The organism is Mycobacterium sp. E802 (assembly GCF_001666875.1).
Taxonomy (GTDB): Bacteria; Actinomycetota; Actinomycetes; order Mycobacteriales; family Mycobacteriaceae; genus Mycobacterium.
The window spans coordinates 22,483-44,123 of record NZ_LZJD01000104.1; the positions used below are offsets into that span (position 1 = coordinate 22,483).

22 protein-coding genes and 1 tRNA gene are annotated in these 21,641 nt (G+C 62.8%); 7 read left to right on the forward strand and 16 right to left on the reverse strand.

What is annotated here, in order from left to right:
• The first annotated feature begins 43 nt into the window (after window positions 1–43).
• Window positions 44–496 carry a MarR family winged helix-turn-helix transcriptional regulator gene (locus tag A5699_RS15395; RefSeq protein WP_067770712.1) on the forward strand — a complete coding sequence of 151 codons (453 nt, stop codon included), beginning with the start codon at window positions 44–46 and terminating at the stop codon, window positions 494–496.
• A gap of 9 nt (window positions 497–505) precedes the next feature.
• Here the strand turns inward: A5699_RS15395 and A5699_RS15400 are convergent, their stop codons facing one another.
• Genes A5699_RS15400 through A5699_RS15410 form a run of 3 tightly spaced genes read right to left on the reverse strand, consistent with a single transcriptional unit; the run spans window position 506 to window position 2,022 of the window.
• The gene (locus tag A5699_RS15400) at window positions 506–847 is read right to left on the reverse strand and encodes a DUF3817 domain-containing protein (RefSeq protein WP_067770714.1); all 342 of its coding nucleotides are present in this window, start codon (window positions 845–847) and stop codon (window positions 506–508) included.
• Entirely contained in the window at window positions 844–1,239 is a 396-nt protein-coding gene (locus tag A5699_RS15405; protein ID WP_067770715.1) for a hypothetical protein, read from the reverse strand. The genes A5699_RS15400 and A5699_RS15405 overlap by 4 nt, the downstream gene beginning before the upstream one ends.
• Window positions 1,240–1,281: 42 nt before the next feature.
• On the reverse strand, window positions 1,282–2,022 hold the full coding sequence (locus A5699_RS15410) for a hypothetical protein (RefSeq protein ID WP_067770717.1): 741 nt from the start codon (window positions 2,020–2,022) through the stop codon (window positions 1,282–1,284).
• Window positions 2,023–2,115: 93 nt separating this feature from the next.
• On the opposite strand from A5699_RS15410, the gene A5699_RS15415 reads away from it, so the two are divergent.
• A tRNA-Leu gene (locus tag A5699_RS15415) sits at window positions 2,116–2,200 on the forward strand.
• A gap of 50 nt (window positions 2,201–2,250) precedes the next feature.
• Here A5699_RS15415 and A5699_RS15420 read toward each other — a convergent pair.
• Complete coding sequence (locus A5699_RS15420) at window positions 2,251–3,006, reverse strand: potassium channel family protein (RefSeq protein WP_067770747.1); 756 nt, start codon at window positions 3,004–3,006, stop codon at window positions 2,251–2,253.
• 51 nt (window positions 3,007–3,057) lie between these two features.
• The gene (locus A5699_RS15425) at window positions 3,058–6,471 is read right to left on the reverse strand and encodes a DEAD/DEAH box helicase family protein (protein ID WP_067770719.1); all 3,414 of its coding nucleotides are present in this window, start codon (window positions 6,469–6,471) and stop codon (window positions 3,058–3,060) included.
• Window positions 6,472–6,796: 325 nt separating this feature from the next.
• Here A5699_RS15425 and A5699_RS15430 point away from each other — a divergent pair, with 325 nt between their 5' ends.
• Window positions 6,797–7,165 (forward strand): STAS/SEC14 domain-containing protein, encoded by a 369-nt coding sequence (locus A5699_RS15430; RefSeq protein ID WP_067770721.1) that lies wholly within the window; start codon window positions 6,797–6,799, stop codon window positions 7,163–7,165.
• 13 nt (window positions 7,166–7,178) lie between these two features.
• Here the strand turns inward: A5699_RS15430 and A5699_RS15435 are convergent, their stop codons facing one another.
• Together A5699_RS15435 and A5699_RS15440 are read right to left on the reverse strand one after the other, a co-directional pair.
• Window positions 7,179–7,526, reverse strand: a complete 348-nt coding sequence (locus A5699_RS15435) for a type II toxin-antitoxin system PemK/MazF family toxin (protein WP_067770722.1) — start codon at window positions 7,524–7,526, stop codon at window positions 7,179–7,181.
• Complete coding sequence (locus A5699_RS15440) at window positions 7,510–7,740, reverse strand: ribbon-helix-helix domain-containing protein (protein ID WP_067770724.1); 231 nt, start codon at window positions 7,738–7,740, stop codon at window positions 7,510–7,512. The genes A5699_RS15435 and A5699_RS15440 overlap by 17 nt, the downstream gene beginning before the upstream one ends.
• Window positions 7,741–7,844: 104 nt before the next feature.
• On the opposite strand from A5699_RS15440, the gene A5699_RS15445 reads away from it, so the two are divergent.
• Together A5699_RS15445 and A5699_RS15450 are read left to right on the forward strand one after the other, a co-directional pair.
• Window positions 7,845–8,516 carry a hypothetical protein gene (locus A5699_RS15445; RefSeq protein WP_067770726.1) on the forward strand — a complete coding sequence of 224 codons (672 nt, stop codon included), beginning with the start codon at window positions 7,845–7,847 and terminating at the stop codon, window positions 8,514–8,516.
• 78 nt (window positions 8,517–8,594) lie between these two features.
• Window positions 8,595–9,161, forward strand: a complete 567-nt coding sequence (locus tag A5699_RS15450; RefSeq protein ID WP_082957726.1) for an RES family NAD+ phosphorylase — start codon at window positions 8,595–8,597, stop codon at window positions 9,159–9,161.
• Window positions 9,162–9,280: 119 nt separating this feature from the next.
• Here the strand turns inward: A5699_RS15450 and A5699_RS15455 are convergent, their stop codons facing one another.
• Together A5699_RS15455 and A5699_RS15460 are read right to left on the reverse strand one after the other, a co-directional pair.
• A complete protein-coding gene (locus tag A5699_RS15455; RefSeq protein ID WP_067770729.1) occupies window positions 9,281–10,144 on the reverse strand; it encodes a hypothetical protein in 864 nt (287 codons plus the stop codon).
• Entirely contained in the window at window positions 10,141–11,919 is a 1,779-nt protein-coding gene (locus A5699_RS15460; protein ID WP_197508299.1) for an HSP90 family protein, read from the reverse strand. The genes A5699_RS15455 and A5699_RS15460 overlap by 4 nt, the downstream gene beginning before the upstream one ends.
• A 178-nt stretch (window positions 11,920–12,097) precedes the next feature.
• Between A5699_RS15460 and A5699_RS28580 the strand changes: the two genes are divergently transcribed.
• Both A5699_RS28580 and A5699_RS15465 read left to right on the forward strand, forming a co-directional pair.
• Complete coding sequence (locus tag A5699_RS28580; RefSeq protein WP_082957727.1) at window positions 12,098–12,415, forward strand: nucleotidyltransferase family protein; 318 nt, start codon at window positions 12,098–12,100, stop codon at window positions 12,413–12,415.
• Between the two features lie 8 nt (window positions 12,416–12,423).
• Complete coding sequence (locus A5699_RS15465) at window positions 12,424–12,768, forward strand: DUF86 domain-containing protein (RefSeq protein ID WP_157561281.1); 345 nt, start codon at window positions 12,424–12,426, stop codon at window positions 12,766–12,768.
• A gap of 55 nt (window positions 12,769–12,823) precedes the next feature.
• Here A5699_RS15465 and A5699_RS15470 read toward each other — a convergent pair whose 3' ends face one another.
• The 7 genes from A5699_RS15470 to A5699_RS15505 all read right to left on the reverse strand — a co-directional run.
• Window positions 12,824–13,429 carry a hypothetical protein gene (locus A5699_RS15470; protein ID WP_157561282.1) on the reverse strand — a complete coding sequence of 202 codons (606 nt, stop codon included), beginning with the start codon at window positions 13,427–13,429 and terminating at the stop codon, window positions 12,824–12,826.
• A 16-nt stretch (window positions 13,430–13,445) separates the two neighbouring features.
• A complete protein-coding gene (locus A5699_RS15475; RefSeq protein ID WP_067770737.1) occupies window positions 13,446–14,672 on the reverse strand; it encodes an exonuclease domain-containing protein in 1,227 nt (408 codons plus the stop codon).
• A complete protein-coding gene (locus A5699_RS15480; RefSeq protein WP_067770738.1) occupies window positions 14,672–15,769 on the reverse strand; it encodes a restriction endonuclease subunit S in 1,098 nt (365 codons plus the stop codon). The genes A5699_RS15475 and A5699_RS15480 overlap by 1 nt, the downstream gene beginning before the upstream one ends.
• Window positions 15,766–17,223: a class I SAM-dependent DNA methyltransferase gene (locus A5699_RS15485; protein WP_067770741.1), complete on the reverse strand. Its 1,458-nt coding sequence runs from the start codon at window positions 17,221–17,223 to the stop codon at window positions 15,766–15,768. Before A5699_RS15485 ends, A5699_RS15480 begins: the two co-directional genes overlap by 4 nt.
• A 965-nt stretch (window positions 17,224–18,188) precedes the next feature.
• A complete protein-coding gene (locus tag A5699_RS15495) occupies window positions 18,189–20,012 on the reverse strand; it encodes a fatty acyl-AMP ligase (protein ID WP_067770745.1) in 1,824 nt (607 codons plus the stop codon).
• A gap of 103 nt (window positions 20,013–20,115) precedes the next feature.
• Window positions 20,116–20,634: a DUF4333 domain-containing protein gene (locus A5699_RS29945; protein ID WP_231965728.1), complete on the reverse strand. Its 519-nt coding sequence runs from the start codon at window positions 20,632–20,634 to the stop codon at window positions 20,116–20,118.
• Window positions 20,635–20,660: 26 nt separating this feature from the next.
• On the reverse strand, window positions 20,661–21,641 hold a 981-nt coding region (locus tag A5699_RS15505), incomplete at its 5' end, for a peptidase (RefSeq protein WP_067770751.1).

Here is a 21,641-nt window from a genome sequence, read left to right on the forward strand (position 1 = left end):
GCCTTTACGATTTATGTATAAAACTATAGGTAATATAGTCGACATGACGCCGGTTCGGGTACCCAGAGCGACGCGTGATGTGCGCGACGTCGCCACCGCGGTACGCACACTTGCCTGGTCGTTGCGGCGATTCGGGGAAAAACAGGTCGGGCTGGAACCGTTGCCGCACTCGGAGTTCGAGGTCATCCGCACGGTGGGTGACCATCCGTGGATCAGTGTGTCGGAGGTGGCTCACGCCTTGGGGCTACAGCCCAGCAACGTCAGTACCACCGTGCGAAAACTGGTGGAGCGTGGCTTGATCGACCGCGCGCCCGATGAGCGCGACCGCCGCTGTATCCGGTTGCACCTGACCGCCAGGGCTGCCGAGCACAAGAAGATGATCGACGCGGCGTGGACCGCCGGGGTCCGCGATCAGTTGTCGACGATGACCGACGACGAGGTCGCGACGTTGGTCAAAGCCGCGCCGTTGCTCGGTCGGCTGGCTTCGATGAGCTAGCCGACGGGGCTAGATGTCGAAGCGTTCCTTGATGTCTCGCGAGTTGAAGTGCTCGACGATGATGCCGACCAGTGGGATGGTGCCGGCCAACAGTGTGCCGATCGTCTTGCCGATGGGCCAGCGGATCTTGACGGCCAGGTTGGCCGTGAACAGCAGGTAGATGAAGTACACCCAGCCGTGGACGACGCCGATCCAGCCCGGCGGGTTGTCGACCTGCACGATGTACTTGAGCACCATCTCGTAGCACAGCGCAATCAGCCACAGGCCGGTCGCCCAGGCGAACACCCGGTAACCCAACAACGCCTTGCGGATGGTCTCCTTGGGTGTGGTGACGGCCTGCGGTTCGGTCATCTGTCGGTCCTGTCTTTCTTCTCGGGCTGGGCATCGGACTTGGCCAGCTCGGCAAGGTAGGCGTTGTATTCGGCGAGGGTCTGATCACCGGCATCGTCGACTGCGTCCTGGGCTGCGGCCCTGGGCCGTTCCGGTAGCAGGCCCGCGGGGATCTCGGTGATCTCATCCTTCGGCTGTTCCGGCGGAGCTTCCTCGAAGCGGACGAACTTGTAATACGCGTAGAAGCAGAAGCCGGCGAACATCGGCCACTGCAGCGCATAGCCCAGGTTCTGGAAGGTGCCCGAGGCCGACTCATAACGCGTCCACTGCCACCAGGCCAGTGCCAGGCAGCCGGCGGCGCCGAGGATCACCAGCAGGATGAGGGCTGGTCTCCTACGCCGTGTAGTGGACATTCGTCCATGGTACGGCGAGGTGCTTCGGGCCAGCTCACGGCACTAGATCTTGGGGCCGATGAACTCGTCGAGGCGGGCGGTGGCGGCCTTGCGGTATACCGCGACGTCGTACCGGCTGGGGCGCGTCCAAGGGATACCGAGCTGGTCGAGCGCCGCGCAGTACAGGTCGCGGATATCGTCGGATCTGTTCGAGAAGTGATAACGGATGCTCTTGACTCCGCGGTCATCGGCAACGACACGACACCCGTCGCTGTGGATAAGGCCGCGCACGAAATCTTCGGGTGCCTTCCTGACAAGTGCTTCTTGCCACGGCTCCAGCCGAATCGGTCTGGTGTGCTTCTTGCCAGGGCCGTGCTGTGGAAACAAGCACGGCCAGTGGTTGCTACAGAGTGAGACATCGACGCACTTGTCCTTGCGACGCACGAGCGCGGCGCGCTGTCCCGGCATGAGTATGTCGATGGCTTCGCGGCAGCCATCGATGATTCCTGGATACTTCGTGTCCAGCGTGATTCTCAGATGCCAGGTACGAGGCTGGCGTGAAATGCATCCGTCGCCGAGGTAGAGACCGAGGAGGTAGCAATACGCCTTCGCAGGGAGTGCGGCGAAGTCATGGACGGTGCAGCGCCCCAAGGCATCGGTTGTGGACCGTGGTCGGACTCCAGGTTTGCAGCGCCATTGCCAAACCGTCTTTCTTGGAATTCCGGTTTGCCGCGAGATTTCACAGTCATTCAAGCCGGCTGCGATGAGCGCCTGAACGGTTGTGAACTCGTCTGCCGACCGCACATTGCGCCCCTCTCGACCTCCGATGAGTCCAAGGTATTCTCGGCCTCCGACAGATCCGATCAAGGTGCTGGCTGTACGATCGGGACGCGCCATGCGGGCGTGGCGGAATTTGGCAGACGCCCGGGCTTTAGGTGCCCGTGTTCGAAAGAACGTGTGGGTTCGAGTCCCACCGCCCGCACTCAAGTCACACACGATCTCCAAAGCTGATATCGCATGCGATACCAGGTTTCATGGTCGGTTGTCGGTTCCAGAGCCGTCGACACCGTCCGTGACCGGCACCCGCCGCAATTCCTCCCGTAGCGACGCAATCTCCGCACGCAGATCGTTGATATGCGCCGCGGTCACGGCCGCGGTGGCAGCGTCGTCGACGGCCACGCTCTGCACGATCCACGAGGCGATCGTCGCGGTGATCGAACCGACCAGGCTGATCCCGCCGATCATCAACAGTGCGGCGATCACCCGGCCGGTTGTGGTGACGGGATACATGTCGCCGTAGCCGACGGTGGTGATGGTGGTGATCGCCCACCAGATGGCATCGCCGAAGTCGGTGATGTGGGCGTCGGGTTGGCCACGCTCGGCCTGCAGCACGGCCAGTGAGGCGACGTACACCAGCAAGACCGCGCCCGAGATCGTGTACAGCACGACTTTGCCGCGGATGGCATGCCCGACGGCTTTCTGGATGACGCCGATCAACACGATGAGACGCAGCAGCCGCAGGGGTCGCAGCAGCGGCAAGACCACGATCGCCAGATCCACGAGGTGGGTGCGGAACCAGTGCATGCGGTTGTCGGCCAGATAGAGCCTGGCCACGTAATCCGCGGTGAAAACGGCCCACGTGAGCAGGGTCGCGAGCTCGACGACTCGGGCCGCGAGGCCGTGCGGCTGGACCAGTACCTCTATCGAGTAGGCGGCCAGGAACACCGCTGCCACCGAGGCCAGCGGCCACTCGGCGCGGGCTTCCCATCTGTCGAGACGCTGCTGCATGGTCACCGCAAAAGTGTGCGGCACCACTGCGCGATATGTCAGGCCACCCCGTCAGGCCACTCCGTCAACGGGGACGGCATTGCCCTTCACGGTGTTGAGGATCTGGACGATGTTGTCCACGTCTGTCTCAGGGAACACATCGTCGGGGCCGGTTGGTGCATGGTCGATGTAGGGAGACTCGTACAGGCGGGCCGGTTCGACCACGCCGGTGGCGGTGAGCTCCGTGATGATCAGGTTGATGAACCGGAGTTGGTCGGCGCTGAACTTCGCGCCGTCCAGGTATGCCGAGAACGCGTCGACAGCGGCCTCACGGTCGAGGCCCACCAAACCGCGAATGAACAAACCCAGCCCGTGCGCCTGTTCCTTGGCCAGCGCGATGTCATCGGCACTGCCGGTGCCGCTGTCGACGAGCATCTGCTCCAGGGCGGCAAGGTCGGCGGTGGTGAGTGCCTTGTTGCGGCGCAGGCGTTGCAGAGCGACGTGGTCTTGATGCTGTCTGAGGTAGGCCTTCGCCTTGAGTTCGAAACGCTCCCAATTGGTTCCGGGGGTGATGCCCGGCAGGTCGACGAGTGTGGACTCACCGAGCTCGTCGGCGAAGTCGGTGTAGACGACGACCTTCTTCGCCTTCTCCAGAAATCGAAGCAGCCCGCGCAGTTTGCGTCGCGCATGCTCGAGCATCGGCAACGTGACGTCGACCCACCACTGGTCGCCCGCCACGTCGTCGAGTAGCTCCTGCTGAGCGGCAATCGAGGGAATGGTGGTTTGGTTCAGCAGTCCGGAAGCAATGTCCTGGATCTTTTCGCGCAGCCGCTCGGCGGCCATGGCGTCACCTTCGAGTTGGGCGAGTTGGCGACGCAGGATCAGCATGTCGAACCGTTTGGCGTCTTCGTCCTCGTCTTTGTGCGTCGACGGTAGGCCGGCCAGGGACTCGGCGACGTCGGCTGCGGTCTCGGTGCTCAGCGTGCCCGCCCACGGTTCCCACCGCGCGTACTGCTCCACCAGTCGGCGATGTGGACGCACCAGGAAGTTGTCCAGCGTCATGCCGGCCACGATGCGGTGCAGCGACCATGCCACGTCGACACGTAGGCCACGGTCGGTCTCGGTGCCCTGACCCTCGTCCGGATCGGGGTCTTTCGGCGGTTGAAGTTTGTCGAGCGCGGTGATCAACCCCAGACGGGTTTCGAACAGCCTCTGGTTCAACGATTTCTGCAGCGAACCCGGTGAGCCTGGCAGATCTTGACTGAAGTATTCGAGGTTGCCGCAGTAGTCGAAGACGTAGAAGTTCTGCTTGTGCTGTCCCGGACCGAACAAATCTGGGCACAGTCGGGTGCCGCGGCCGATCATCTGCCAGAACTTGGTTTTCGAGCGGACCAGCTTGAAGAACACCAGGTTGACGACCTCGGGCACGTCGATGCCGGTGTCGAGCATGTCGACCGAGATCGCGATGTGGGGTGCTTTGTCGGCGATGGAGAAGTCGTCGATCAGCGATTGTGCGTGCGACGTGCCGTGGGTGATGACGCGGGCGAAATGACCGGCCAAATGCGGATATTGGATGTCGAAGCGGCGTGCAATGAACTCTGCATGGTCACGGTTCTTGGCAAAGATGATGGTCTTGCCCAGCCGATCGCCGGCCGCGACGCGATGTCCCTTGGCCATGAGGTCGGCGAGCACCATGTCGACAGTGCTCTCGTTGAACAGGACCTTGTTCACCTCTTCGGAGGTCACCTCGTCGGGGGTGTCATCGCCCCAATCCAGGGATTCCCATTCGTCCTTCTCCTCCTCGGGCAGGTCGGCGTAGCGGATGCCCCGGTCGAGAAACTTTGTGCCGCCCGAGATTCCGACGGCCGGCACCAGAAACCCTTCCTTGACCGCGTCGTCGAGACCGTAGGCGTCGGTCGGGACGCCGTCCTCAAGGTGGAACAGTCGATAGGTGTTGTGGTCGACCTCGTCCTTCGGCGTGGCGGTCAGGCCGACCAGCAGGGAGTCGAACCACTCGAAGATGGCACGGTACTTCTGGTAGACCGAACGGTGGGCCTCGTCGATAACCACCAGGTCGAAATATCCGGGCCCGAATTTTCTTGTCCCTGAGCTGGTGTCGTTGATGAGATTCATCATCGTCGGGTAGGTGCTGACGTAGACGCGCCCATCGGTGGTTTTCTCGGTCAACAGGTTCACCGTGGTGGCGTCCGGCAGATGCGTCTTGAAGGCGTTCGCGGCCTGGGTGACCAGTGCCGAGCGGTCGGCCAGGAACAGCACCCGTTTGGCCCAATTGGCTTCCATCAGCTGCTTCACCAGGGCGATGACGGTCCGGGTCTTGCCCGAGCCGGTGGCCATCACCAACAGAGCTTCGCGGCGCTTACCGGTAAATGCCTCGTCGATGGCACGGATGGCGCGGTGCTGGTAGTGCCGTTCGACGATCGCCGAGTCGATGGCCGCGTCGGTGAGCGATTGGCGGGTCTGGCGACGCTGGATCATCAGTTCCAGCTCGTCGTGGGTGTAGAAGCCCTGAATCGGCCGCGGCGGGTAGCCGCCGGCGTCGTCCCAGATCCAGTGTTCATACCCGTTGGTGTAGAAGATGACCGGGCGCTGACCGGTCATCGTCTCCAGGCAATCGGCATAGAGCTTGGCCTGCTGCTGGCCGATGTGTGGGCTCTCCCGAGTGCGCTTGGCTTCCACCACCGCGAGCGGCAGCCCGTTGGCACCCCACAACACGTAGTCGACGAAACCGCGTCCACCGCCGGTCGGCATACCGGTGACCTCGTACTCGCGGTCTTTGACTTCCGTGAGCGGCCAGCCGGCTTCGTTGAGCAGTAGGTCGATGAAGGTGTCGCGGGTCTGTGCCTCGTTGTAGTCGCGATCGTCCGGTTGTTTGTTGGCGGCCTGGGCCTGTTTGATTTCCTCACGCAGGCGGGCGATCTCGGCCTCATGCGCGGCGGCCACCTCGTCTTTCTCGGCCAGCGCCTTGGCGTACGCCTCGTCCTGGGCTTTGAATTTCGCGGCGAGCTGGGCGGCTTCCTGGCGGGTGAGGGGCGCGGCCTTGGCTGCCAGTTTGGGGTCGAACGGCAGCTTGAGCGGCGCGGCCTTCGGGTAGGCCGAGTAGTGGAACACCGCCCACACCATGACGTGGTGCAGCTCGCGCAGGACGGCCAAGGCGATGTTCGGGGCGATCGCTTTCTGTTCGTGCGCGGCGGCGTTCCCGGCTTTGCGGATCAGGTTGAGCTTCTGCACGATTGCCGGCGGAACCTTCGCGCGAAAGGGCGGTTCGTTGATCCGGGCGGACAGGTCGTTTTTGTACGGCAGCGGAAGGTCGAGGATGTCGTAGATCAGGCCGACGAGTTGCTCGATCGCGCGTCGGCTGTAGATGCAGGCCGAGCGCGGATCAGTGCCAAGGTAGCTTTCGGCGCGGGCGCAGTCCTCGTGGATCTGGGGCCAGTCGGCGGCGCCGACGAAAGCGAAGTTGGTCACGACGTGCCTCCTGCGGTCAGTACATCCAGCACTCGCGGTGCGAAGAAACGGCGCTTGTAGGCGTCCGCGTCCACGACGGCGAGAACCCGAGATCCATGAGCTGCCCGATGAGTTTATTGGCTCGGCCGTAATTCAACGGATGTCCACCATCCTTTGGTGGGACCTCAGCTGCAGGTCTCCTGGCTCGAATTGAACCGGCTTGTATACCGCGCGACCCCGACAAGTCCGTGCGCATCCTGCGAAGTGGCTGGTATCGCGTGTGAACCGCCTCCCGGCCCGGCCGTCTGAGGCAGGCTTGGGTGAGGAGTCGACGGGAGGAGAACCGATGATCGATGTCTTACCGGACATGCCCGAGGGTGTGTTCGGAATCCAGGTATCGGGACGGGTGCGCGGTGATGACCTGCGAGAGTTCCGCCCGAGAATGGATGAACTCCTGGACTCCGGCGAGATTCGCATAGTCGAGGTGATCTCACCGGACTACGAGGGATTCGGGCCCGGCGGGCTCGTCGAGGATTTGAAGCTCGGCTTCGGCGCGCTGTTTCGCCATCACTCCGCGTTCAAGCGGATCGCGGTCGTATCCGATATGGATTGGGTCGCCCACGCCATGCACGCATTCGCCTGGATGATTCCGGGTGAGCTCAAGGTCTTTGGGCTCGGTGAGCTCGATGCGGCGAAGAAGTGGGCCGCGGGCTGAGGTGACCTGAACGTCAGAGTGCGAGATGCAGCCTCAAAGCCTCATCGAGATCATGGAGCTCGCGCACCGAAATCTGCCCGAGCCGGTACCGGAGCCGCTCTGCAGCAACAGATCTGACTTGCTCGGCCTGCGCTTTGGAATCGGCGCCGAGGCCGCCGTGGGCAGCGAGGAACACCTGGAACGGATAGATCCTGTCGACGTTGCTGGTCACCGGCACGACCGTCACGACTCCGCGTCCTAGTCGCTCGGCTGTCGCATTTGCTCGATCGTTGCTGACGATGACCGCTGGACGTGACGTGTTTGCCTCGCTGCCGCGGGCAGGGTCTAGGTCTACCTGCCAGATCTCACCGCGCCGCATCACCGATACCGTCAGCCGTGGTGTTGCGCCAGGGGTCGGCGTCGCTGCTGGACGCCCATTCGGCCCAGGCCTGGTCGTAGTCGTCCTCAAGGTTGGGATACCGCAGCATCTGGACTGCGCGCTGGATGGCGGCCGACCGCGAGGGGAGGCCGGATTGCTCAACGTACGCATCGAGTACCGCGACATCGTCTTCAGACAAACTCACACTCAGCTTCATGCGTTGATGCTACTTGGGTAGCAATGGGGTAGCAACGCGCACGTCTCTCAGGACTCGCCGCCGGTGGGGCACTGACAACTGTCAATGGACGTAGCATGAGTGGCATGAGTAAGCGAATCGATATCATTCGACTCACTACGCGGGACGATGACCGATCGCTCGCTGTCGATGAGCAAAAGATCGCGCTCGCCGAGCTCGGCCCCCACATCAAAAGCATGAAGTTCGGTGCCAACGACGTGGTGATGTTGGCTGCTTTGGAGGCTGGGAAGGCTGCGGAGCTCACCCAGCTTGCGCAGCTCGTCGCCAGCGAAAAGATTCAGACCGAACGCCTGGTCAACGCTATGTTTACCCGGCGTACGGTCTCTGCACAGGCTGCCCAGCAAGCGCAGCGGAACGCCGATGCGCGGCAGGAACTCATCGACGAGTTCGGCCTCTACAGTGGTGAGCAGGTCGCTGACTTATCGGGCTCCCGCGCGCGCAACCGGTTTGCTACAGCGTCGCGTTGGCTCGCCGACGGGCGCATCTTTGCCGTCGAGCACATGGGTACCCGCGCCTATCCCGCGTTCCAATTCGGCACAGATGGGAATCCGAGGCCGGTCATCCAGCGGGTGCTAAAGGCGTTCGAACCCTACGGGTTGGACGGCTGGGAGACCGCACTGTGGTTCACTACCGCGACCGGTTGGCTGGATGACCGTCGGCCTGTCGATCTGCTGGTGGGGGCGGCCGACGATGTCGTCGCGGCCGCCGGACAGACGTTCGACGCGCTAGGAGCGTAGAGCGCGGTGCGGGTGCCAGATGTGCCGCGGCGCTTGCCGACGCCGCGGGCGCACACGTGGCCAGCGGGTCAACCGATCATGCGGGTGCACGGTATTCAGATGGGTGCCACTGAATTCAATGGCACTGAGGTTTCTCGACGGTTCCGCCCCATACGTAGTGGATCGGGTGTGGTGCCGACGATCTATGGCGCCGACAGGGACGAAGGGGCGTTGTCGGAGACGGTCTTCCACGACGTACCAATCCGCGGAGGCGGGCGACGTATCCAACGCAAGAACCTGATTCATCAGGTGCTCTCGACCATCGTGCCGACGATCCCGCTGAAACTCGTCGAATTGCATGGTGCGGGCCTACGTCGACTGCAGGTCACTCATGGCGAGTTGATCGAACCCGGCGCCCGCCACTACGCGCGCACCGCAGAATGGGGCAGGGCGCTGTACGAACACGATGAGGGGTTCCATGGATTGGTTTGGCGGTCACGGCAGTTCAACGACTCGATGGCCGTGATGCTCTGGGGCGACCGTGTCAGCAGGTTTGACCATCTTCGACCGCAGCCGGACCAAGCGCCACTTCCGCTGTTTTTTGGTGACGGTTATGAACGGGTGATGGAGTTGGCCAACGACTTTGGCATCACCGTCGTGGGCTGATACCTGCCTGCCGGCTATGGTGCGCCAACGGCAACTGAAAACTGATCAGCTGCCGGCAATCGAAATTGGCCAGCTTGGGGTTCATTGGTCGTCGGCCGGGCCGCGGGTTGAGCCTCCGGTCATTCGTGATCAGGTAGGTCGAACCGGATGTCCCAGAGATGCACGTGGCCGGGGATCTGCTGCTCCATGAACATTTCCCAGTCCTCGTATTGGTCAGCCTGGGCCCGCCAATGGTCTGCTTCGACGTTGCGCCCGACGCTGCCCAGGACGTCGGCCGCGAGCCGCTGCAGTATTTGGCCCTTGTCGTGGAAGCAGATCTCGTCGAGCATTTCGATTGCGCGTCGGGTGATGCCATCGATGGCGTGATCCACGCGGTGCGGAGTCGCTTCGGCGAACTTCAATTCGGCGACCGCCCAGTAGAAGGCCGCGTCGGCCGCACGCATCGGGTGGTACATCTCGTCGCGCTCGATCAGATTGGCCGCCATTTCCTGGGCCAGAGCTACCGATTCCTCTGACGGGGCCAAGAAGTCGACCAACGGGCGAAAAGCCCACAGCATGAGTTCGGGCATGTCGGCGTCGACCAGGCGCGCAAGCGCCACAGCCTGTCGGTAGGCCGATTCCGCGCCATCGCGATCGTCCAGTTCTTCGAGAACCTCGCCGAGTTCGATACAGGCCTGGGAGGCGTAGGCGATGTTGCCGGATTCGGTGGATTTGTCTACCGCGGCGTGAAGTTCCGCCACTCGCACGTCCGGCGGTTGCATGCGGCGCCGGATGTCGAGCAATTTCAGCCTGGTGCGGTTGAGGACCTCGACGAACCTGGCGGCAGTTTGGTCGTCCACGACGACATCCGCCAACGGCAAGATCAGCTTGTTGACCTGCTCGTAGTGATCAACTGCCTCGCCGAGGTTTCCTGCGCACAGCGCTCGGTCGCCGAGCCGTTCGCTCTCTTCGACAGCGTCGGCTGTCAGTGCCGACTCGCTCATCGGGCGACCTCGGTACCGTCGACACCCGCGGCCAGCAGGATGATGTCGTCGAGCGCTTCCGACAGCAGCGCCCGATCCTCGGGGCCGTCGCACTGGCCGGCCATCCGGGCCTGGACGAACAGCAACTGCATGAGCCGACTGAACACAAGATCGTCGGTCGTGCGGGTCAATGCGCGTATCGCCCGGTTGTCCCAATTCAGCACGAGGTGCTGTATGTCCCCGCACCCCGGTGATGCCACGTCGATCTGCCCGCGACCGATGTACACGCCCGGCAGATCGGTCGACGGGAACTGGCGCACCACTACCCGGCAATCCAACTCCGAAAGCACCTGACTCCCACGCTGTTCCAACGCCAGGACGTCAGTTTCGCTGTCGACCGACGGTGCCGCCAGTCCAGCGATTTCGGAGGCCGCGTACGCACGCGTGACGGTCACACCGGCCATCACCTGCGGCAGCATGAGCAGGACCTCTTGATCGAGGGCGTGGCCGGCGTTCACCACGATCCGCCCACCCGGATTGAAACTCGCGATGGTGCGAAACTCCTTGACCGACGACGCAAAAAGAACATTGGGGTTTCGGGTGACCACGTCGGCCAGCCGCATGTGCCCCTCGGTCGTCTGCATGGTGAGCATCGGGAGCACGACTTCGGCCAACTCCAGATTCTCGGCATCGGCACCTTGCGTCGCTGCGGATCGCAGTGCCAGTGCGTTGTCGGCGACGAACTCGCCAAACCGCTCCGGGTCCGTGTCGGCAAGGGCCCGCAGCCATCTCAGCGCGGCCTGCCCGAGCTTGCGCCGTGTCGCAGTCAGCGCCGAGTTGTCCATCACGGCCTCGCGGCTGGCGGTCGGTTCCAGCGTGGTCGAGTTGACTACCGCCGAGGCGAAGAAGGCCCACGCGGGCATCAGTGCAGTGGCGTCGTCGTCGACGAGCATGTCGTTGACGTAGACGCGGTTGCGTGCGGTTTTCGACCTCGCCGACGCGGCACCGATGTACACCACCCCATGCAGGCCCAGGCCATCGTCGGCGATCTCGACGGCGTCGAACTGGGGGCCCACACCCATACCGCCATAGACCGGTGAAACACCTTGCAACACGGTGGACCGGTGGGCGCCGAAATCGTCGGCCCATGGGTAATCCCGCGAAAGACCCTTCGGGCCTTGGCTTGTCAGCAGGTTGATCTCCACCGGAAGGAATTCGGCGTACTTCTGCACCAGGGGGCGCACCTGCTCGGCGCGGGCCCATCCGATCATGTCGGGGCGGGGGCGCAGCCGCACCGTCGTGCCCACCTCGACGGTGTCGGTGACGGTTCGGATGGTGTAGGTACCGTCGCTCCTGCCTATCCATTCGATCGGCTCGCCGCCGGTGGCGCTGCGGGAAACGACGGTGATCTCGTCAGCGATGAGAAAGCAGCTCAGCAGGCCGATGCCGAACTGACCGATGTATGTGCGACGGCTCCGCTGCAGCTCGTCGCCTTTGGAGCTTGCGCCGACCGTCGCCAGGAACTGCTCGACCTGTTCTGGGCTGACACCGATGCCGGCATCGGTGAGCATGAACTCGTCGGCGGGGGAGTCCGGCGAGGCGACGCCGTACGGCGAGATCGAGATGATGCGCGGGGCGGGAGCACCGCCGAGGGCGTCACGAGCGACGATGGCATCCATCGCGTTCTGAATCAGTTCCCGCACATAGACGCCGGGACTCGAATACAGGTTCTTGCTGAGCAACGCGATCACGCCGCCGAGGTTCACTCGGAAGTTCTGCTGCTGAAGCCCGGTCATCTCCGGCTCCTCCTCTGTCGGTTCATTCGAGAGCCGCATAGCGTCGCATGGGGGACCGACATGTTTGGAAAACCACGAGGGACTCGCCTACGCGCTCATCGCCTGCGATTTCGCAAGCGAACGCATCTGAAGGCTCAAGCGATATGTTCTCCGCTGGTCTTTCGCGTAGAATTGCCCCGTGACCAGCACCTACAGTAAGCGGGCACGTGAATTGCTCAGGAGCCACAGCGCCGAAATTCACGATGTCCTCGACAGGTATGGTGCGAGCAATCCGCGATTGTTTGGCTCGGTGGCACGCGGGACAGCTGGGCCCGACAGCGACATCGACATTCTCATTGATTTGTCGGGACCAGGATTGGGCAGCCAATTGTCGCGACTTTCGGGCATTCGCCTGGAACTCGAAGAGCTTTTGCATTCGCAAGTCGACGTGGCCTATGAAGAACTGCTCAAGGATGGGGTGTCTGAGGCGGCACGTCGGCAGGCCATCGCGTTGTGAGCCGGTCTGTGCGGGACCGCCTCCGTGACATCCAGACGGCGATCGGCAAGGTCTACGAGTACCGCCGGTCGCTAGTGGGCCCGCACGCGGATATGGCGCTTTCCGCAGTGCTTCGTGAGATCGGCGTCATCGGAGAAGCGGTGAACTCCTTGCCTGAATGGGCCACCACACAGCGGTCGGAGATCCCTTGGCGCCAGATCGCTGCGATGCGCAACTTCCTCGTACACGAGTACTTCAACATTGACGCTTCTGTAGTCGAAGACGTCATCGTCAACGACCTTGATCCACTTGCAGTCGCTGTGGAAGCGATTCTGGCGAACGTTGGTGATTCTGCCGACCCGCCTGATATCTGACGGGTAGCTTGGGCTCGGGATTCCGTCTCTAGAATCCCGGATCAGCGTGACCGTCTCAAGTTCTCAGTACGACCGGCATCGGCTTGGGAGCAATGTCGCCGTCGGCGAGATAGTCGCGTGAGAGGCGAACAGTCTCCACACTTGACCAGACATCAGCCAACCGGGCGATCCAATTCGCAACGGCGATCGTCGTGCTGGTCAATGGATCGTCGGCGACCCCACGAGGAGGTGCGGGAAGCTCCGACCAGTCGAGGAAGCCAGGTATACGCGGCCATGAAATCGCTGCCCGGGGTTTCCCGGCCTTGGTTGGTGAATTCTTGTGCCGCGCATCGAGTTTTTCGATGGCGGCCGCGATCGCATCCCGAGTACCGTTCGGGTCGAACATGCCTGCGCTTGAAGCGGCGATATCTGTCAGATCCTCGGGAAGATGATTCCCGAATGGCAGAAGGTACCGTTGCACATACAGTGCCGGGGCCACCATGTCGACCCATGCACCGCACAGCCGGCTCATCGGCCAACTCGGATCGATAACGACGTGCCAAATTGCAAGGCGGTCGTCCTGCTTGTTGATGAGTGCCACAACGTCGGAGTCTGTCGCCATCTCTAGTTCCTTATTCTGTGGGGCCTTGGGTGAAAAGTTCTGGCGCAGTTGCGCCTTCACTGCTAGCCAGTGCTGGTCAAACCGAAGCTTGATACTTCGCAAAGATCTGTTCAAATGCTTCTTCGCCCACAACCGGGATGCCGTACTGGCGCGCCTTGGCCGCCTTGCCGCTCTGCGAGTCCGGATCAGCAGCCACCAAGAGCCGGGTCGACTTGGTGATCCCGCCCGACGCCAATCCGGCCGCGGTGATGGCGGAAACCCACTCGTCGCGACCGCGATTCATCTCTCCGGTGAACACCACCCGATCACCCGGTTGCAAGACCGGACCTTTGCTGGATTCCTGTCTACTGGAAGCTTCGGCGGACGCCGCCCATTCCAAGGCTTCATCGACGTAGGGTGCACCGAAGCCAAGCGCGAGAGCGACGGACTCAAGCTCTGCGCGCTCGAAATCGGTCACGATCCCGTCGGCAAGCGCTTCGACGGCGACTGCGCGTAGATAGTCCTGGTGCAGCCGGGTTACCGTTCCTCGGGAAAGTCCTGCGGCCTCGGCGGTTTCGAGCAGTTGGCGGCCTTCGCTGCGCGAGATTGAGCGATCAAGCAGCGCGTTGTCCAACATCACCATGTAACTCGCCTCGTCTTCGGCTGTGGCTGGAATCCATGCCGCACGAAGAACAGAGCGTAGCCACGCGTGGGGATCCGCGACTGCCTGCCCGCGATGGACGACCACCGCGTGTGCAGCACGGCCGAACGAGGTCGGCCAAGTGTAGGACGAGCAGTGGGCGATATCCTCGAGCCATTCCGGAAAACCGCAGCAGCTGGGGAGCAAATGGGATAGAAGCTCGGCGGTCGCGTGCGCATCGCCCAGCGCCGAATGGGCATGGGAAAGTGAGATATCCAGCGCTTCGCAGCAGTGGGCGAGTTTGACCGCACCGATCATGCGGCGGGCCCACTTCATCGAGCACAACGCGGTGGGACGGCTGGGCAGCTCATACCGCGCCAACTGCATTTCGCGGTGCAGGAAGCGCATATCGAATGAGGCGTTGTGCGCGACAAGTACTCGCCCGCTGAGCATTTCGAGCAGGTAGTCGCTGATGTCGGCAAAGTCGGGCGCATCCAGAACGTCGCCGGCCGGAATGCCGTGGATGTGGGCGGCCCCGACGTCGCGGCGAGGATTGACGAGAGTTGTCCACTCGTGCTCGATGCGCCCTTCGTCGTCGGTGAGAACGACGCCAACCTCGACGACGCGATCGGTGCGTTCAGGGACCAAACCTGTTGTCTCAAAGTCAATGACAGCGAACGGCATCAGAGTTCTCCTCGGAATGCGCGAGATTGGAGAGAAGCGAAGAGCTCGTTGGAAACTCCGAGCAGCTTCTTTGCTTGCTTATAGTGGCGAGACCAGTGTGTGATACGTGCCTCATACTTGCGTTGGACGTCCACGGTAGGTATTCGGAAGACAAACTCCCGCAGTTCGATAGGAGATATATGGGGGATTGTTGTCTCGGTCGGACTGCAATGGGACCGGAAGCTTTGGCTGCCTAGAATCCCATAAAGAAACTCTTGAGATACGTTGTCCTTGGCTCTTATTCGAGCGACGCGCTGCACGAGGAGGCTAGGGAGATCTGCTTCTTGGACTCTGGCCAGCTTGAAACCTGTCGATATCCAAGGACGATCCAAGGCAAGGATAATGTCTCCGGAATTCAATAAGTATCTGTCTACAGTAGTCACTTCTTCCTCGGGCCAGTAGCGCACATCCTGCCAGTCGAGGCGGTCTGGAAAAACATTTGCGCCCCTGCACAGGCGAATTCCGGACCTGGCGAATTGCTTGCTGGGAAATGCGTAGCCTGTCAGGACCTCGGCACAGTCTCCGACTGTCGTTGTCGGCCAATCAGCACTTGGTGTACTGAACGCGTGGTGGAACATCGAAGTCGAGAGATCGTCGAGGTGTCTTAACACCGCCCGCCGCTTGGTGAAGAGCTCATATGCGCGATCGAGTATCGCAGCGATACGGCGCTGCTCGTCGAGTGGCGGTAGCGCCAGACGTAGTCGATATGCGTCCTCACGGTTGAGTCCGGGAATCGCCGCTGCACGGTTAAGTTCAGTGAGTCCTAGCGCGCTGAGCCTGTACCTGAGCCATTGCAGATCGGCCTCTGTGGAGTCGCTGTCGACGTAGTACGTCGTATCGATAGGCCAGCATGTGGTCGAGGAGTAGTGCACCTCGCCGAACGAGCCCTTGCGGCCGATGATTATGCATGGGCTGTTCGTGATGGACGACGAGTGGTACCCCACAATTCCATTGGAGCCAAAGACCGGGTACTCACCTCCGTCCCGGATTGCGGCTGGCAGCGCCTTCCCGTACTTGAATTCACAGATTTCGCCGAGCGTGACGGTCGGCCACTTCACGACAGCATCGCCTTCAACTCGGCCAGCCCAGCAGTGATTTCACCTTCGAGCTTCTCGATCTCAGCAATGATTTCCAGCGGTGGCCGATGTTCGACCTCGTCGTGCACGATCTCCTTGTATCGGTTCAACGACAGGTCGTAGCCCTGGGCGACGATGTCATCTTTCGGCACACAGAACGACTGCTCGGTGCGGGGCCGTTCTAGCTCCGAGGACCCGCGTAAGGCCCACCGTGACAACGCATCCTGAAGATCATTCGCCTCAACCGGATTGCGCTTATCATCCAACGAGAACCCGTCGGCCGTGACGTCGTAGAACCACACGTTGTCGGTGCCGCCGGAGTTCGTCTTGGTGAAGAGCAAGATCGCCGTCGACACCCCGGCATACGGCCGGAACACACCCGAGGGCAGTTTCACGATGCCATCGAGCTTCTGATCTTCGACCAGGATTCGTCGAAGTTCCTTGTGCGCCTTGGATGATCCGAAGAGCACGCCGTCGGGAACGATGACCGCAGCCCGACCGCCGGGCTTGAGCAGCTTCAAGAAGAGTGCCACAAACAGCAGCTCGGTCTTCTTTGTCTTGACGACCCGCTGCAGATCTTTGGACGTTGACTCGTAGTCGAGTGACCCGGCGAACGGGGGATTGGCGAGGATCAGGGTGTATTTCTCGGTGTCCTCGCTGGCGCCCTCGGACAGGGAGTCCCGATAGCGGATGTCGGGCGATTCGATGCCGTGCATCAGCATATTCATCGAACCGATGCGCAGCATGGTCGAGTCGAAGTCGTAGCCATGGAACATGCTGTTGTGGAAGTGTTTCCGCTGGGCGGCATCCGTCAGCACTGATTCGTGCGTATCGCGCACGTACTCCGACGCCGCGACCAGGAAGCCGGCAGTGCCGCAGGCCGGGTCGCAGATCTCGTCAGCAGGACCAGGTGCGGTCATCTTCACCATCAGCTCGATGATGTGGCGCGGGGTGCGGAACTGTCCGTTCACCCCGGCGCTGGCGATCTTGGACAGCAGGTACTCGTACAGGTCGCCGTTGGTGTCGCGGTCGGCCATCGGGATGTCGTCGAGCATGTCGACGACCTTGGACAGCAGCGCCGGCGTCGGGATGGTGAACCGAGCGTCCCGCATGTGCTCGGAGTACGTCGACCCGTCGCCACCGAGTTCCCGCAGGAACGGGAACACCTTGTCACCGACCGTCGTGAACATCACCGCGGGCTCGGAGTTCTTGAACTGCGACCACCGCAAACCCTGCTGGTCGGGTCCGAACCGCAGCCCCTCGGGCTTGCCGGTCACCCGGGCCTTCTTCTCGGCGAGAATCTCCAGGTCATCGAGGCGGCGGATGAACAGCAGGTAGGTGATCTGCTCGATCACCTCCAAGGGATTGGAGATGCCGCCGGACCAGAACGCATCCCAGACCCGATCGACCTTGCTCTTCAACTCGCCCGTGATCAATGCACTGCCCCTTGCTGCCGTAAAGACTTGAACAGGACTGTATATATGACCCGGGCGACAAACGGCGGGAAGGGTCGAGGCGCGTCTTTTAGCTGAGCTCTGCGGATACCACCAGTAGGTTCACCGCTGCCTCGGGAGCCTCAGCAGGTAGACCGTCGTCTTCTGTATGGAACGTATGGTGTGGCGGGTGGCACCCTTACAGCCGGGCCGACGTGGTGACCCGTTGCAGACCCTTGGACGTGGCGGATCAGGCAGTGTGCAACAGACTCAAGGCACGGTGCAGTAGCGGTGCGTGGCGCACGAATCTTCGCAGGCGTGGTTGCTGTGATCGCAATTCTGCTCACAGGATGTACCGGTGACGGCAAGATGGTGGCGAAGGACGTGGCGCTGACGGATGCCAAACAACAGGTCGACGCGGAGCTCTCGATACCACTGCCACAATCGTTTGTACCGACCAAAGCGATTGATCGCCAAGCAAGTTGGGGTGCTCAAAGTCGGGCGATCGAAGCAGCCTTTTCCGCGCCTCCGAGTACGGTCAACGAGTTCCTCGTTCAGCTTCACGCCAGCAGAAGTGGCGTGTACAGGGACACGTCGAACTGTCCAGTGAGTTCGAAAGTCTCGGAGGTCACTGCCGCACCCGATTCCTCAGTCTTGGCCGCCTGGTATGACCGCGGGGTTTTCGACCGATGCCAGGCGGTTGAGCGCTGGACGATACCGGCGAATGGGTTGAGGATGCCAAGTCCGCCGGAGCGTTGTATGTCCAACCGGGCGCTGACGTCCCGGCGCGTCAGCCAAACCCCCTCAGCACAGTTCTCGTGTCAATCTCCACGGCTTAATCTGCCGGGCTCAACCATCGAGATAGACGCTATGGCTGTTGAACTTCGCGCAGAACAACCATGGCGTCACGCTCGGCGCAAAAGCCGTGCAAAGCCGGGCCAAAACCGACCCGGCCCGCGAACCAACCCCTACTTGTCGAACTTCCCACTCAAATACTCAGCACGGCACGCATTTCGCGCCAGTTTGCCGCTCGTCGTGCGGGGGATGACGCCGGCGGCAACCATGCGCACGTCCGCGACGCGCACCTGGTGGTGGCGCGACACTGCCGAGCGGATGGCGTCGACGATCGGCCCGGGCTCGGCGCGGCCGGCGCCGGCTGCCCGTTCGGCCACGACCACCAGTTCCTCACCGCGGTCACCGGGCACCGAGAACGCGGCAACGTAGCCGGAGCGCACCGCGCGGGACGACAGGCTGACGGTCGCCTCGATGTCGGTGGGGTAGTGGTTTCGGCCGTCGATGATGATCATGTCTTTGATCCGGCCGATCACATACAGATGGCCGTTGACGTAGACGCCGAGATCGCCGGTGGCCAACCACAATCCGTCGTCTCCCACCCCGTCGGCGTGGCTGCCCGATTCGAGGCGGGTCTGCAGTTTGTTGCCGAAGACCCGTTGGGATTCGTCAGGACGGCCGAAGTAGCCACGGCCGACGTTGTTGCCGTGCAGCCAGATCTCCCCGACCATGCTGTCGGCTAGCTCGTCGCCGTCGGGGCCGGCGATCACGACCCATTGATTCGGGATCGCGCGGCCGCATGACACATGCGCCACCGCGCCGTCGGCGTTCGCCTCGACGATCACGGCCTGGCCGGCATTGAGCTTCTCGCGATCCAGATAGATGACGCTGGCGGTCTCGTTCGGCGCGATGCTGGCCACCGACAGCGTTGCCTCGGCCATGCCATAAGACGGTTTGACGGTTGTGGCAGGCAATCCATAGGGGGCGAACGCCGTGGTGAATTCCTCGATCGAGGACATGGTCACGGGTTCGGATCCGTTGAGCAGCGTGACGACGTTGCTCAAGTCGATCGATTCGCCCTTCGGCGGCAGACCGCGTTGCGCGCACAACTCGAAGGCGAAGTTGGGTGCGGCCGCCAGCGTCGGCCCGGTCGCGGACTCCTCGGCGAGGCGCTTGATCCAGCGGTAGGGCCGGCGCACGAACGCCATCGGGTCCATCAGGGTGATGTGATTGCCGCACAGAGCCGGGAACATGATCATGATCAGGCCCATGTCGTGATACAGCGGCAGCCAACTCACGCCCCGAATCCCCATTTCGAGGTCGCCGGCCAAAATCATCTGCATCACGTTGGTGCACACGTTGCGATGGGTGATTTCCACCCCGGCCGGGATGCGTGTCGATCCCGACGTGTACTGCAGGTAGGCAATGTCGTCGGTGCCGCGTGGCACCTCGGTGAACATCGGAGCAAGAGAATCGGGAACGGCGTCGACGGCGATCATGCGTGGGCGATCGGCGGCGGGCAGCGTCCGCAGGAAACTGCGCACCGACTCCGATGCCGCGGTGGTCGTCAACACCACCGTGGGTTTGGCGTCGCCCAGCACGGCGGCCAGCCGTTCGGCGTGGCCGGCAAGGCTCGGCGCGAACAACGGCACCGCGATGTTGCCCGCGTGGACGGCGGCGAAGAATGCCGAGACGTAGTCGACGCCCTGTGGGGCGAGGATCGCCACCCGGTCGCCGGGGGAGGTCACCTGCTGTAGTCGGGCGCCTACCGAGCACACCTGTGACCACAGGCCGTTCCAGCTGAGTTCGATCATGCGCCCGTCGGGATCCGACGAATAGTCCACGAAGCGGTAGGACGGTGCATCGCCGAACCTCGCCCGGTTGCGATCGAGGAATGACGTCAGTGTGACACCGTCAGGCACCATGATGGTGCCGTCGGCGTTGACGTAGTCCTCAATGCTGGACTCAACGACAGTGTTACGCAAGGCATCCCGACCCATAGCACAGACTCTAATAGTGGTGCTAAGTAACCATGGAACCGGAGTGGCATGACAGTTCTCACTGCCGTGGGTCAATGTGATCTTGATCGCACCGGCTGGACTGCTATCGCGGACCGTCCACGGCGTACGTGCCCTCGTCGTCGGTGAACTCGACGATCACCCTACGCAGCGTGTCGTTGATCTCCACCGCACACTCGAACGTCGCACCCGTCCGCACCACCGGATTGTCGCCGTTGTTGCACGCGACGGCCGCGACGCGGTTCGCGCCGTAGCCGTTGATCGGATCGGACAGGATCTCGGCCACGCCGGCCTCGGCCTGGCGGACATCGAGCCGGGTGCCGTTGCCTTCGGAGCCATTCCATGCCCACAGCCCGACCCCGATCACCGCGACGGTCACCACCGCGACGGCGCCGACGAGCACACGCCGGTCGACCGTGCGCGGTTGCGGTGGCGCCGGCGGACGGGCAGGTGGCTGCGGGACGCGGCGAGGCGGTGGTACCTGGGTGCGCCGGACCGGCTGCGGCGGAGGCCCCGGCGGCGTCCATGCCGGACGGGCCGGACCTGTGCCCGGCGGTGGCGCGCCACCCGGGCGCACCCACCACGGCTGCTCGGGACCGCTCATCGGCTCTCCTCAACTGGGCTCATGGCTCACGGAAACCGTTGGTAGCACTGCGCGTCATCGCCCTGAAGGCCAGAGCGGTAGGCCAGGATCCGGGTGAAACCGGCGGGCAGCACCCTGCCGTTGACGTCGCTGGCCGCCAGCCCGTTGGTCAGCAGACCACTGATCGCCTCGTCGGTGTCCCCGGCCGACAGGGTGATCGGCTGGTTGGGTTCGGCCATTCTGGCCTGGCCGACGCCGGTCAGGCAGCCGGTGCGCATGGCTGCCACCGGGGTGTCGAGGGTCAGGCCTTTCTCGTGTTGCACCGCCAGTGCATACCGCGACGTCAGCACGGAGATCGCAGAGTTGTCACCTTGTAGAAGCTCGCGCTCGTCGTTCTCGGTCCTGCTCTCGCCCAAGGCCTTCATTCCGTCCAGATCCACGACGATCGTGTTGGTCGCCGGGCAGTACGACGCCGGCGGGGATGGTCCGGCATCGGGGCACGCGGCGGGTTCGATGCTCAGGCTCGGCGGATCGGCCGGGGCGTAGATGCGCCGCAGGGATTGCATCGTCGTCTCCAGCAGGTCGGCGGTGATGGTGCTGTCGCCACTGTGTGTACCGCTGAAGAGGTCGAGGAACTTGGGCAGGTCGCCGCGGCGCTTCGTGATCTCGTCGGAGTCCATGGCTGCGCACTGGTCGACATTGCCGCTGAAGCCGATCTGGAATGCGCTGACCCGGTCGAGCGCCGAACCGTGCTCATTGCCGGTCAGGGTCGCATCCAATCGCGTCATCAGGGGATCGCGGATGTAGATGAGCCCGGCCAGAACGTGGTTGAGCCCGTCGGAGGTGCTCAACTCGAACCGTGGTGATTTACCCGCGGCCACCCAGCGTAGGTACACCCCGGCCAGGCAGTCGGCCTGTTGCTCGGCCACCAGAACCGGTGTGCCGTCGGTGACCAGGCGGGCTTGTTGTTGGACGGCGTGGCCGTATTCGTGGGCCATCACCGCGACCACGCCCATCTGGCCGAAATA

Bases quoted from the DNA above. Each gene is read 5' to 3' on its own strand.
- A5699_RS15395 (WP_067770712.1), top strand. From the start codon at position 44: ATGACGCCGGTTCGGGTACCCAGAGCGACGCGTGATGTGCGCGACGTC.
- A5699_RS15400 (WP_067770714.1), bottom strand. From the start codon at position 847: ATGACCGAACCGCAGGCCGTCACCACACCCAAGGAGACCATCCGCAAG.
- A5699_RS15405 (WP_067770715.1), bottom strand. From the start codon at position 1,239: ATGTCCACTACACGGCGTAGGAGACCAGCCCTCATCCTGCTGGTGATC.
- A5699_RS15420 (WP_067770747.1), bottom strand. From the start codon at position 3,006: ATGCAGCAGCGTCTCGACAGATGGGAAGCCCGCGCCGAGTGGCCGCTG.
- A5699_RS15430 (WP_067770721.1), top strand. From the start codon at position 6,797: ATGATCGATGTCTTACCGGACATGCCCGAGGGTGTGTTCGGAATCCAG.
- A5699_RS15440 (WP_067770724.1), bottom strand. From the start codon at position 7,740: ATGAAGCTGAGTGTGAGTTTGTCTGAAGACGATGTCGCGGTACTCGAT.
- A5699_RS15445 (WP_067770726.1), top strand. From the start codon at position 7,845: ATGAGTAAGCGAATCGATATCATTCGACTCACTACGCGGGACGATGAC.
- A5699_RS15450 (WP_082957726.1), top strand. From the start codon at position 8,595: ATGCGGGTGCACGGTATTCAGATGGGTGCCACTGAATTCAATGGCACT.
- A5699_RS15455 (WP_067770729.1), bottom strand. From the start codon at position 10,144: ATGAGCGAGTCGGCACTGACAGCCGACGCTGTCGAAGAGAGCGAACGG.
- A5699_RS15460 (WP_197508299.1), bottom strand. From the start codon at position 11,919: ATGACCGGGCTTCAGCAGCAGAACTTCCGAGTGAACCTCGGCGGCGTG.
- A5699_RS15475 (WP_067770737.1), bottom strand. From the start codon at position 14,672: ATGCCGTTCGCTGTCATTGACTTTGAGACAACAGGTTTGGTCCCTGAA.
- A5699_RS15495 (WP_067770745.1), bottom strand. From the start codon at position 20,012: ATGGGTCGGGATGCCTTGCGTAACACTGTCGTTGAGTCCAGCATTGAG.
- A5699_RS29945 (WP_231965728.1), bottom strand. From the start codon at position 20,634: ATGAGCGGTCCCGAGCAGCCGTGGTGGGTGCGCCCGGGTGGCGCGCCA.